General features: G+C 41.7%; 9 protein-coding genes. 5 read left to right on the top strand and 4 right to left on the bottom strand.

The features are described 5' to 3' along the window. Positions 1–113: 113 nt before the first annotated feature. Positions 114–3587 carry an nSTAND1 domain-containing NTPase gene (locus tag V7L31_RS17165; protein ID WP_334697357.1) on the top strand — a complete coding sequence of 1158 codons (3474 nt, stop codon included), beginning with the start codon at positions 114–116 and terminating at the stop codon, positions 3585–3587. Between the two features lie 79 nt (positions 3588–3666). On the opposite strand, the gene V7L31_RS17160 is transcribed toward V7L31_RS17165, so the two are convergent. Continuing rightward, the gene (locus V7L31_RS17160; RefSeq protein WP_334697356.1) at positions 3667–4692 is read right to left on the bottom strand and encodes a C1 family peptidase; all 1026 of its coding nucleotides are present in this window, start codon (positions 4690–4692) and stop codon (positions 3667–3669) included. A gap of 404 nt (positions 4693–5096) precedes the next feature. On the opposite strand from V7L31_RS17160, the gene V7L31_RS17155 reads away from it, so the two are divergent. The 3 genes from V7L31_RS17155 to V7L31_RS17145 all read left to right on the top strand — a co-directional run bounded on the left by V7L31_RS17155 (position 5097) and on the right by V7L31_RS17145 (position 8060). Next, positions 5097–6386 carry a glucose-1-phosphate adenylyltransferase gene (locus tag V7L31_RS17155; protein ID WP_334697355.1) on the top strand — a complete coding sequence of 430 codons (1290 nt, stop codon included), beginning with the start codon at positions 5097–5099 and terminating at the stop codon, positions 6384–6386. Between the two features lie 55 nt (positions 6387–6441). Further along, positions 6442–6951, top strand: a complete 510-nt coding sequence (locus V7L31_RS17150; RefSeq protein WP_334697354.1) for an AAA family ATPase — start codon at positions 6442–6444, stop codon at positions 6949–6951. Positions 6952–7064: 113 nt separating this feature from the next. Beyond that, the gene (locus V7L31_RS17145) at positions 7065–8060 is read left to right on the top strand and encodes a DnaJ C-terminal domain-containing protein (RefSeq protein ID WP_334697353.1); all 996 of its coding nucleotides are present in this window, start codon (positions 7065–7067) and stop codon (positions 8058–8060) included. Between the two features lie 79 nt (positions 8061–8139). Here V7L31_RS17145 and V7L31_RS17140 read toward each other — a convergent pair whose 3' ends face one another. From V7L31_RS17140 to V7L31_RS17130, 3 genes are all read right to left on the bottom strand, one after another. Further along, positions 8140–8793 carry a glutathione S-transferase family protein gene (locus V7L31_RS17140; RefSeq protein ID WP_334697352.1) on the bottom strand — a complete coding sequence of 218 codons (654 nt, stop codon included), beginning with the start codon at positions 8791–8793 and terminating at the stop codon, positions 8140–8142. Between the two features lie 57 nt (positions 8794–8850). Continuing rightward, the gene (locus V7L31_RS17135) at positions 8851–9387 is read right to left on the bottom strand and encodes a peroxiredoxin family protein (RefSeq protein WP_334697351.1); all 537 of its coding nucleotides are present in this window, start codon (positions 9385–9387) and stop codon (positions 8851–8853) included. A 259-nt stretch (positions 9388–9646) separates the two neighbouring features. Next, positions 9647–10258, bottom strand: a complete 612-nt coding sequence (locus V7L31_RS17130; RefSeq protein ID WP_334697350.1) for a peroxiredoxin — start codon at positions 10256–10258, stop codon at positions 9647–9649. A 131-nt stretch (positions 10259–10389) separates the two neighbouring features. Here V7L31_RS17130 and V7L31_RS17125 point away from each other — a divergent pair, with 131 nt between their 5' ends. Continuing rightward, complete coding sequence (locus V7L31_RS17125) at positions 10390–12651, top strand: amylo-alpha-1,6-glucosidase (protein WP_334697349.1); 2262 nt, start codon at positions 10390–10392, stop codon at positions 12649–12651. The last annotated feature ends 289 nt before the right edge of the window (positions 12652–12940 follow it).

Below are 12940 nucleotides of genomic sequence, written 5' to 3'. Positions count from 1 at the left end.
GAATAAATTTCAGCTTGCTTACAGAAAAATAACAGATGGTATTGTTTCTAGTAACACAGCCATCATTGCGTCTGTCAAGATTATCCCGCATTTCCCAACATAAGGTGTGTTAAATGGCACGATACGCGCTTGTTATTGGCATCGCCGAGTATGTCAGCCCATCATTACCGCGTTTGTCGAAGACTACAAATGATGCTGAAGCGATCGCGCAACTCTTAGAGAAATATGGTGATTTCCAGTCTGTGCAAAGACTAACACAAGGCCGGAACACAAAAATTACTGGGGCTGAAATGGGTGAAAAACTCAGAACATTTTTGCTAGAGCAAGCAGCTAATAATGAAGCGCTGATTTATTTTAGCGGACACGGTTTTATCACTTCTGATAATTTACGACAACAAGAAGGTTTTTTAGCGACTTACGATTGTAAGGTTAAGGTTGAAGGAAACCAAATTGTCGCCCAAGAATCTGGTATTTCTCTCGACAGCCTGAATAAATTAATCAGAGATTCTCAATTAAGTAGTTTGGTAGTGCTACTCGATTGCTGTCATAGCGGCTATTTCTTAGAAAGACAATTAATACAAAACACTCTTAATGCTTTTAGTTCGCAAAAAGATTATTACTTAATTACAGCTTCTCGTGGCTTTGAACGCGCCGCAGCAATGAAGAGTGAAGAATACAGTATTTTTACAGGTGCAGTTATTAGGGGATTGGCGGCAGAAAATGCAAGCAGTAATAGGTTAATTAGTGGCGATCGCTTGTTTGATTTTATCAGCAACGAATTGAAAGGTTCCATACAGGAGCCGATTCGCATGGGTTGGGGACGTTCCATTAATTTAGTAACTTATAGCCAATCAGATGTTCCTACAACAGAAAAAGTTGCTTTCAATCAGGAAAATCCTTATCAGGGGCTTTCTGCTTTTGAATCAGAGCAAGCAGAATATTTTTGTGGGCGAGATGCAGCAGTTCGCACCCTAATTTCCCGGTTAGTAGAGAGTCGATTTTTGGCTGTAATTGGTTATTCAGGTAGTGGTAAATCTTCCTTAGTAAAAGCAGGTTTGTTACCACAACTAAAAGGCGATCGCCTTCCTGGAAGCAGTCAATGGAAAATCGTATCTTTTACACCAGGAGAACATCCTTTAGGTAAACTTATTGATATTTTGACTCGACAACGGCAGCAAAATAAACCGCATCTATTATTTATCGATCAATTTGAAGAAATATTTACCCTTTGTCAAGACGATGAGGAACGCAAAGCTTTTATCCGCTTAGTTGCACAGGAAGTAAAAAAGGGTGAGGGAGAAAACCGGATAATTTTGACAATTCGCGGGGATTTCTTAAATCGTTGTGCTGACTATTTAGAAATTATTACTCTCATCAATAGCATTCCTCCCACATCATTTATCGTCACACCGATGTCTTTTACTGAGTTAGAAGAAGCCATAGAAAAACCAGCAAAATTACATGGTGTTACGTTTGAGCATGGTTTAGTTTCGCAAATTTGTGCCGATGTCGTCAACCGTCCGGGTGCATTACCTATACTGCAATACGCGCTTAAGGAATTGTGGCGAGTTTGCATTGAAGAACCTGAATCGCCAGAACCATTTTTGACTGGCAAAGGCTATGAGGAAATTGGCGGGGTTAAAGGAGCTTTAGACAAACGAGCGACAATTTTGTATGAAAGTTGTTTAACAACTATAGAAGATCAAGCTTTTGCGCGTCGCTTGTTTATGGAATTGGTGCAACTAGGTGAAGCTGGGGAAGTGACGCGGCGGCGTGCTACCTGGGATAGATTAGAAGCAATTTCAGATTCTCCACAACAATTGCAACGGGTAATACGATTATTAGCTGATTTCCAACATCGCTTAATTATCACCGATGAAAAGACAATAGAAGTTGCTCATGAAGCGCTTTTATCTGAGTGGAAATTACTCAGTGATTGGATTACTGAAAATCTTGAGAATATTCGTCTCAGTCGCTCTTTAGAGGAAGATTTTCAGAAATGGCAACAAAGGTTTAATAAATCAGATAATGCACTGTTGACAGGTGCAAATTTGGCTGTAATTTCTGAGTGGGTGAATAGGACTCAGCCAAGACTTACCCCACTAGAAGAAGAGTTTTTACACAAGAGTTTGGAGAGACGCGACAAAGACATTCAAGCACAAATAGAGCAAGCACAAAGCCTCCAGTATGAAGCAGAAGCTAAAGCCAAAGCTGAATCACAGAGAACTAGATTTGCGATCGCTTCTGCAACACTTATAGTCTTATCTCTGGGATTGGGATTACTGCTACAACAAAGGACATTAGAGAAAAAACAAGCAGATGCGATCGCTTCTGGAGCATTAGTTGAAAAATCTGAGCGACTTTTAGCTACAGGGAATCAACTTGAGGCAATGATCTCAAGTGTCCAAGCGCTCAAGGAGTTGCAGCATTTAGGTGGAGACAATTCTCAATCACTCAATCAACTAAAAATAGTAATTGATTCAGTGAAAGAGCATAATCGATTAGAAGGTCATAAAGATAGAGTTTGGGGTGTGAGTTTTAGTCCTGACGGAAATATAATTGCGTCTGGTGGTGCTGATGGTATTATTAAAATTTGGGATAAAGATGGCAAGCTTTTATACGATATTTTAGGTCACACAAAAGGTGTTTGGAGTGTGAGATTTAGCCATAACGGTAAACTTTTAGCTTCTACAAGTCAAGATGCTACAGTCAAGCTTTGGGATATAAAATCAAATAAACATAAACTCATAAAAACTTTTTACGGTCATAGAGATACCGTTTATGATGTTAGTTTTAGTCGAGATGATAAAATCATTGCTTCTGCCGGTAAAGATGGAATTATAAAAGTTTGGCGTACTGAAATTGAAAAGAATTCACTTCCAGTAATTGGAACATTAGATGTCAAATCTATCTTGCAAAAAGAGGGGTATAATGTGAATGAAACTCCTCGAGTTAATAGTCTAGATTTTAATCCTAATGACAGTTCTAAAATCGCTTATGTAAGTTATGATGGTAGTGTTAGAATTTGGGATTGGCAAAGGAATAGTTTAGAAAAAGTTGGCACACATGGTAATCAAATTGTATATATAGTCAGATTCAGTTTGCAAAGAAGAAACTTATTAGCTTCTGCTAGTCAACTAGGTACAATAAATATTTGGAATATTAAAAATCATCAAAATAAATTAATGGCAGAAATCAAGAATGCTCATAAGGGGATAATATATGGATTAGACTTTACTCCTAACGGTGAAATACTTGCTTCTGGAGGCGATGATGAAACTGTAAAATTATGGAATGTAGATAAAGCTATGAAAAAAGAGAATTCTTTAATAGAAACTCTACAAGGACACACAGCCAAAGTTAATCGGCTAGAGTTTAGTCGTGATGGGAAGATAATTGCTTCTTCAAGTAATGATAGAACTGTAAGACTTTGGAGATGGCAGCAAGTCACTTTCATAAATAATATAACTCCTGATGCACAAAACTTGTTAAAGTATAGCTGTAATTTTTTAAAAGAGTATTTACAAACCAACAAAAATATACCAGACGGGTTGAACGTTCAATCTGGTAAATGCTTTGTTGAATAGAATAAATTATTGCTTAGAATAGTACTTGAGGGGTGAAGTCTCTATTTTTTACGGTTTTTTTAGTAGTATTTGGTTTCGTTTAATGATTAGTATTATTGCGATCTTGTCCTTTTTGTATTATTAGAAGAGGCTTAAGATCATCTGGCTGTGGTTCGTCATTATCACCTCGGAGAATACCATCTTGAGTTATTAAACCAAATTTACTTTCATCAACCCACTCATTCTTCAGTAATGACCACCAGTCAGTAGCTAATCCGTGTAAAACATACTCATAGGGTAGCCAGCCATAGCCTTCTTTTCCCCAATGTTCTCCCCAGCAGTTTCTGATTAAGAAAGCTCCTTTTTTTGGGTGGGATTGAGGGCAATTAATACTTGACTTATAGTTAGGATTATCTATTGACTTATTATCATCGTAACCAACAGCAACAACTGCATGACCACCTACTACTTTTTCACCCTGAGCTGGATAAGGAATTTCACCAGTTTCGCTAGTGTTGTGATGATGAATAGAGTTATAGGCTGTAAACCCAAACATGGCAGGAAAGCCAGCATCTAAAAAAGCTTTGATTTGAACTAAAACTTCCTCTTTGGAAAATTGAGGTAAGTCGAGCCTAAAATATTGAAGTGATTGATAATTTTGGGCATAGGCATAGCAAAAAGCCGATGGTTCTGCGTCAAAATTCTCAATTTCATAAGGCCAATATTCTTCTGGAGGTATGCCAAAAAGTGCCATTGCTTTCATTGTGAAGCGTATTGATGCTCCTGTGTCTCCAGTTAGGTGCATCAATTTGCGTGTAGCTTTGTAGAGAAAGAGGCTTGAAGCATCTATGTATTCGCCCATTACCTTCCTTTCAAAATATTCTACTAAGGCAACGCCAGCCTGTGCAGTGCATGAATCCAGTTTTCCTTGATCTTCAATTGGAGAACACCATGGCCGCAAATCAACCGACTTCAATAGAGATTCTATATCATTATCTTGTTTCCTGTTCTCTATTTTTAGAGTGGCTGTAATGGGTTTAATTTGTAAGTCATCAATGATGTTCTTTATGTAATAGTCCCTAAAATCAGGACGATCTGGCAACCAACCCATTCTAAAGTTCGGCATTTGTCTGTTATCCTTTTTTAAAAATATTAGAAAGTTACCTTAATAGGTGACTTTTAGATGACTGTAAGTGAATACACTAGAAAAATATTGTTTTACGGATTACACATATAACTTTTTTAGATTTATTTTTCTAACGAGGTTGGTTATGGACTACTTACCCCTTTCTCTTGCAAGCTGTCTCTCACAGACATAAAATTCCATGCGAGGGTAGTCTAGTCGAAGCTTCCTACACTTTTAACTCAATCAATACAAACGTTCTATATTTCTACTGAACACCCGCATCATCCATATACTACCAGCATTCTGTAAAATTCATCCCAAAGAATCAGATGATCCCCCTTACTTGTGGTGGCAGACAGTCCTAAACTGAATATGAGAGTTGAAAGGCAGTCGGGAGAAATTTTGTGAAAAAAGTTTTATCAATCATTCTTGGTGGTGGCGCGGGTACTCGTCTTTACCCACTAACCAAACTCCGCGCGAAACCAGCAGTACCAGTAGCGGGGAAGTACCGCCTAATCGATATCCCTGTTAGTAACTGCATAAATTCCGAAATATTCAAAATCTACGTCCTGACACAATTCAACTCAGCTTCCCTGAATCGTCATATCGCCCGTACCTACAACTTTACTGGCTTCAATGAAGGGTTTGTAGAAGTGTTAGCGGCACAACAAACACCAGAAAACCCTAACTGGTTCCAAGGTACAGCCGATGCTGTACGTCAGTATCTATGGTTAATGGAAGAATGGGATGTAGAAGAATATCTAATTCTCTCAGGCGATCACCTCTACCGCATGGATTATCGCCAGTTTATTCAACGCCATCGGGACACGGGGGCTGATATTACTCTCTCAGTCATCCCCATTGATGAGCGCCGTGCTTCAGATTTTGGCTTGATGAAAATTGACAATTCTGGTAGGGTAATCGATTTTAGCGAAAAACCCAAAGGCGAAGCGTTAATCCAAATGCGTGTTGATACAAGCGTACTGGGATTATCAAAAGAACAAGCCCAGCAACAGCCTTACATCGCCTCAATGGGGATTTATGTCTTTAAAAAAGAGGTTTTGTTCAAGTTGTTAAGAGAAGGTATAGAAAGGACTGATTTCGGCAAAGAAATTATTCCTGATGCCTCTAAAGATTACAACGTTCAAGCTTACCTTTTTGATGACTACTGGGAAGATATTGGAACAATTGAGGCATTTTATCATGCCAATTTAGCCCTGACTCAGCAGCCCCAGCCACCTTTTAGTTTTTACGATGAAAAAGCACCAATTTATACCCGCGCTCGTTACTTACCTCCAACTAAACTTTTAGATTGCCACATCACAGAATCAATTATCGGCGAAGGTTGTATTTTGAAAAATTGCCGCATTCAACATTCAGTATTAGGAGTGCGATCGCGGATTGAATCTGGCTGTGTCATCGAAGAATCTTTGCTCATGGGTGCAGATTTTTACCAACCTTCTGTGGAACGCCAATGCAATGTAGAAAAAGGCGACATTCCTGTAGGTATTGGTACTGACTCGATTATTCGCGGTGCCATCATTGATAAAAACGCCAGCATCGGTCACGATGTCAAGATTATCAATAAAGATAACGTGCAAGAAGCTGAACGGGAAAATCAAGGTTTCTACATCCGCAGTGGCATCGTTGTCGTGTTGAAAAATGCTGTAATTCCTGATGGAACAATCATTTAATCATTAGTCATTAGTCATTGGTTAATAGTTACAAGTAACAAAGGACAAATGACAAATGACTGAACTCATTTTGTTGATTGGTCTTCCAGGTAGCGGGAAGTCAACCTTGGTAAAACAATTACTGGCAGAATGCCCCCAGATGCCACTGATTTCTACAGATGCCATTCGGGGGCAATTGTTCGGTTCCCAAGCCGTTCAGGGGCCGTGGCTGCTGATTTGGGGCGAAATTCAGCGGCAATTTCAGCAAGCTATTTCCACCGAAAATACAGCTATTTTCGATGCCACTAATGCCCAACGCGGCCATCGCCGTGAAGTCATTGCTTTAGCCCGTGACTTGGGCTTTACCCACGTTACGGGAATTTGGGTAGATACACCAGTTTGGCTGTGTTTGGCACGGAATAAAAGGCGATCGCGCCAGGTTCCAGAAGAAGTTATTTTGCGGATGCACCGTCAACTGCGGGATGCTCCCCCAAGGCTGGAAGAAGGACTAGACAACCTGATCCGCCGATCAGAAAAATCGGAGTACGGAAATTGCGATCGCTTGATGAGCGAGAACCACACTTGATTTTATATATTTTTTGTTAACTTAAAATCAGATTATTTTTGCTTGGCACTATACCAGGCAAATTAAACATCTTAAAAAAAAACATAACGGGAATTTCTATAGGAGGCTGGTAGATGGCTGCAACCGACTTCAAGGACTATTACGCTATTTTGGGAGTCAGTAAGACTGCCACTCCAGAGGAAATTAAACAAGCCTTTCGTAAATTAGCCCGCAAATATCATCCTGATGTCAACCCAAACAACAAACAGGCAGAAGCACGCTTCAAAGAAGTTAGTGAAGCCTACGAGGTTGTGTCAGACCCAGATAAACGCAAAAAATACGACCAATTCGGTCAATATTGGAAACAAGCTGGTGAAGGTTTCCCATCTGGCGGTGTTGGTGCCGATATGGGTAACTTTGACTTCAGTCAATACGGAAATTTTGATGAGTTCATCAATGAGTTGCTAGGACGTTTTGGTGGTGCTGCGCCTCGCGGTGGGCAACAAAGTTACTCTTACCGGACTCCTACAGGCGCGCCAAGTGGTTTTGGCGGCTTTAACGATTTTGGGTTTCAAGATGCAGGTGCGGGTACTAGCCAAGATAGTGAAGCTGCGATCGCTCTAACTCTGGCTGAAGCATTTAATGGCGTGCAAAAACGCTTCAGTTTGGGTAACGAAACAATAGATGTCCGCATCCCATCTGGGGCTAAAACTGGTACTCGCTTGCGCGTGCGGGGCAAAGGTCAAATCAACCCTATGACTAAGCAACGCGGGGATTTATACTTAAAAGTCGAACTCCAGCCGCACTCGTTTTTCCAAATGGAAGGCGAGAACTTGGTATGCGAAGTGGCAATCACACCAGATGAAGCTACTTTGGGAGCGTCTATTGATGTACCCACTCCCGATGGTTCAGTTAATGTTAAGCTGCCGGCAGGAGTGCGTTCTGGTCAATCTCTGCGTTTGCGTGGCAAAGGTTGGCCTCTAGCCAAGGGTGGACGCGGCGATCAGTTGGTGAAAGTGGCGATCGTACCACCAAAAGAACTCAGCCCACAAGAGCGGGAATATTATGAAAAAATCCGGGCTATACGTACTTATAATCCCCGCAGTCATTTGAACCAAGTCAGGCTGTGAATATTTTGGATTGTCGAGACGCGTTAGCGTAGCTGCATAAATGTGCAACTTCGCGTCTCTAAATTCATTAGGTATGAATTTACTGCGCCATTCTCGCTACTAAAATGGACTTAAACGCTTCTATTGTCTCCGGTGTAGCCTCGGTAGCTTGCCACGATGGACGTGCCACTAAGCGATCGCACCAAGCATTTAATTTTGGATATTCACTTAAGGAAATGCCTACACTTGGCAGCACATTTACTACAGTTCCAGCCACAACTTCAGCAAGAGTGAGGTTGTGACTAGCAAAGTAAGGGCGATCGTCTAATAAATTTTCAAAAAACTTCAGCACTGTGGCAATTTTATGCAGTGCCTTCTCGATTTTTTCTGCATCTCCTCCAGGCAAGCCTAGATACTGAGGTAGAAATGTGGTGGTTGCTGGCAAAAGTTCATTCACGGTTACCAGTTGTACCATACGTGCGATCGCTAAATCCTTGGCATCTTTAGGCAACATCGCAGGCGTAGGGTATTTTGCCTCTAAATAGTCCAGAATTGCTAGGGATTCCACTACATTAAAGCCGTCGTCCACCAGCACTGGAATATGATGGAAAGGGTTAATTGTCAAAAACTCCGGTTTAAACTGCTCTCCATCCAGTTTTATCTCTACCAATTCAAACTCAAGTCCTTTTTCCAGTAGAGTAATCCAGACGCGGCGTGAGTTGGGAGAAATCGACGCGTGATGAAGTGTAAGCATGAGAAAACCTCACAGTTTTATAAGTAAGGCGGACAATGCCAATTTTACACTTTATACTCAATTCAATTGCTCTAACAATGTCTCAACACTAGCATTGTGATCCAGAAAAGAAAATAAATGCCAGTAGCGGAGTTTTCCTTCTTTATCTAATATAAACTGGGCTGGTAAAGGCGCTCCCAGTGCTTGTCCTACTTGATAGGTACGAAATACTCTACAACTAGGATCGCTCAGTAAGGGCATTTGCAAGCCTAAATCTCTCACAACTATTTGACTCTGCCGTTCATCGGTGCTAGTAATCATTAAAACTTCTATACCAAGTTTTTTAAATCGTTCATAGTTTTCATTTAACTCTTTGATGTGAGGAAAACAAAAGGGACAATATTGCTTTTCAGTAAAGATGCGAGTAAAAGCAATTAACACAGGTTGCTTGCTTTTATAATCAGACAATTTTACTAATCTTCCGTTAGTAATATCTGGTAATTGAAAATCTGGTGTTCCCACTCCCAATCTGAGTTTATTACTAGCTGGAACTGGTAAAAAATTACGGAAGAAACGCTCATTTAATAAGCCCCGAAAATCAGTTGAAGTAAGCATAATACAATTTTAGATTTCAGATTTTGGATTTTGGATTGTTAAAGAGTTATTGGACACGCTTCTGAGCATTTTCTCAGTAATAATTAATACTGAAAATGTATTAATTTTTCAAATTGATATTGTTTGAATACCATTTAATGAAAAAACCATAGATATATACGGAGGTTGACATTGTTGAATGTATATCTCTGTTTATCTATGGTTTTTATTGATTTTGCTTTCAACTCCAACAATATGGATTAGAGTTTGCTAGCTAAATTTAGACAGCAGAGAAGTAGACTTTAGACTTCACTGGATCGGGATTCATTGTTTTGTCACCAGGTTGCCAACCAGCTGGGCAAACTTCATCGGGGTGAGACTGAACATGCTGAATTGCTTGTAATGTCCGTAGGGTTTCATCAACGCTACGACCAAAAGCTAGATTGTTAATGGTGGCGTGCTGTATGATACCATCTTTATCGATGATGAATAGACCACGCAAGGCAATGCCTGCTGCTGGGTCAAGAACGTTGTAAGCGGCGCTAATTTCTTTCTTGATGTCGGAGACTAGAGGATAATTCAAGTCGCCAACGCCACCAGATTTACGATCTGTTTGAATCCAAGCGAGGTGGGAGAATTCACTGTCAACGGAAGCCCCAAGGACTTCAGTATTAATTTTCTTGAATTCTTCGTAGCGATCGCTAAATGCTGTGATTTCAGTAGGACAAACAAAGGTAAAGTCTAGTGGGTAGAAAAACAGGACGACATACTTACCGCGATAATCGGAAAGTTTGATTGTCTTAAATTCCTGATCTACCACAGCGGTTGCTGTGAAATCGGGAGCTTGTTGACCAACGCGGAGGCTTCCTTCGGTTCCGTAAGTAGGGGACATTAACCTAATTCTCCTTTATCGGTTTAGTAGCGTTGGAATTCGGGTCAAGTAAAACTCACCCATCCACGCTCTCACAGTTTAATTACGATCTGTTACGACTATATCATACTCATAACGATTTTGAGTAGCAAATGCCTGATTTAGATACAAGAGAATGGTTGCTTACCAATGGCTTAGGAAGTTTTGCCAGTGGTACTGTTTCTGGTGTCCGCACGCGTACTTATCATGGCTGGCTGTTTGCCGCGACAAACCCGCCTTCTGGGAGGACTCTGCTGTTTTCGCACCTAGAAGCTAGTTTGGAGGTATTAGGGAGCGTTGTATCACTAGGGACAAATTTTTGGGGTAAAAATCAGATTGAGCGAACAGGCTACGAACTTCTACGCAATTTTGATATTAACCCAGTTCCAAAATGGACTTGGGGTCAAGATAACTGGCAGTTAACCAGAGAGTTGGTGATGCCTTATGGGTTGGTGGGGGCTGGGGATTGGGGACTGGGGACTGGGGACAAGGGGCAGGGGAGCAGGGGAGCAGGGGAGCAGGGGAGCAGGGGAGAAGTTGCAGAAAGTTTTTCCCCTCTGCCCCTCTGCCCCTCCGCCCCTCTGCCTCTTATACCCAATGCACAATTTTGCCATCGAATTTTAATCCGGTATCGCTACGAGGGAAGTCACACAGCGATTTTACGGTTGCGACTGTTGATAGCAGAACGTGACTTTCACCACCAGCAGACATCTAGTCAAGAATTAAAGTTCTCACAATTACTAGGGCAACAGCAAGTCTGTCTACAAGCAATCAATTCTGGGCATTTCGGTATACCTTGGCACTTACGCTGGACACAGGGAAATTATCAACCAGATGCCGTTTGGTATTGGGATTATGGATTATCTGAGGAGACGAAACGGGGATTAGGCGACAAAGAAGACCTGTATAGTCCTGGTTACTTGATAGTCACACTGCAACCAGGAGATACAGTAACTCTAGAAGCACAAGTAGGTTTTCCCGACTCGGTGTCAGGTATTCTCGCTCCAGAAACTTTTGCAGAAGCCGTGGAAGCAGAGCAAGAAAGGCTCTCAAAGATTTTTGGATGGAGTGGGGCAGGGGAGCAGGGGAGCAGAGGGGCAGGGGAGCAGGGGAGCAGAGGGGCAGGGGAGCAGGGGAGCGGAGGGGCAGGGGAGCAGAGGGGTAGGGGAGCAGAGGAGCAGGGACATAATTACGAATCTTCAATCTCCCATGCCCAATTCTCACTCAGTCAACAACTACTCAAAGCAAGCGATCAATTTATCGTCTATCGAGCCTCAATTGCAGGCCCTACGGTGATTGCTGGTTATCACTGGTTTAATGACTGGGGACGCGACACATTAATCGCCTTACCGGGGTTGGCACTAGTTCCACAACGCTTTGATCTGGCAAAAGGAGTATTGCGAACTTTTGGGCATTATTGTCGCCACGGTTTGATTCCTAATGCATTTCCTGATGTCAACGGTGAACCCATTTATAACAGTATTGATGCGGCATTGTGGTGGATTGAAACTTTAGGACTTTATTTAGAAGCTACCCAAGACTGGGATTTTTTAGCAGAGCAATTTCCGATAGTACAGCAAATCTACAAAGCATTTGTCGGTGGTACACATTTCAATATCCAGGTCGATGCTACTGATGGGCTAGTTAGTTGGGATACTCGTGGTGTAGCCCTCACTTGGATGGATGTGGTAATTGGATCGCTTCCCGTTACTCCTCGTCACGGAAAGCCAGTGGAAATCAATGCATTGTGGTATTCTGCTTTATGCTGGCTAAGTCAGTGGGCAGAGCGCTTGAGCCAGCTTGAGTATGGTTCGCCAGTGCGTCTCACGAAGCAATCACAGCGTTATGCTCAACAAGCACAACTTGTAAAAGCCTCGTTGCAAAAGTTTTGGAATTCTCAGCTAGGTTATTTGTACGATACTATTGAGCCGGACGATCGCCGGAATTTTCAAATTCGTCCTAATGCTGTTTTGGCGCTGTCGCTGCACCATTGCGGGTTTTCTGAACAGCAAGGGTGTCAGATATTAGATTTGGCAACTACCAGCTTGCTTACTCCCTATGGTCTTCGCAGTCTCGATCCAGGAGATCCTGAATATAAAGGGAGATATGAGGGCAACCAAGAGCAACGCGATCGCGCTTATCATCAAGGTACTGTTTGGACTTGGCTAATTGGGCCATATATTCGGGCTTGGCAACGTTTTTATCCGCAACAATCGCTGCCTTTTGATTGGCAACCACTGCTAGATCACTTCCGATTTGACGCTTGTCTTGGTTCTATTTCTGAGATTTTTGATGGTGATTTACCTCACACACCCAGAGGAGCGATCGCTCAAGCTTGGTCGGTTGCTGAAGTAATCCGGCACATTAAAGAGTGATGAGTAATGAGTAATGAGTAATGAGTGATGAGTAATGAGTAATGAGTAATGAGTGATGAGTAAGGAGTAATGAGTAATGAGTGATGAGTAAGGAGTAATGAGTGTGATATATCGCTACAAGTAGCCATCATGAAAGGATGGCATTAATGCCTGTAATCTATACCGAGCATAGCTTAGAGCTTTTTTAGTGCCATTCAATCCAGTGGCTAATATGAATAGCCACTAAATCAACGCTTCCAATTCTTCTAAAGCTTGAAAACTTCCTACTTGCCAACTACGTTCTACAGCA

The organism is Nostoc sp., from assembly GCF_036916655.1.
GTDB lineage: Bacteria > Cyanobacteriota > Cyanobacteriia > Cyanobacteriales > Nostocaceae > Nostoc.
The sequence above is the reverse complement of the archived record's forward strand: the minus strand, read 5'-3'. Positions and strand labels throughout refer to the sequence as shown.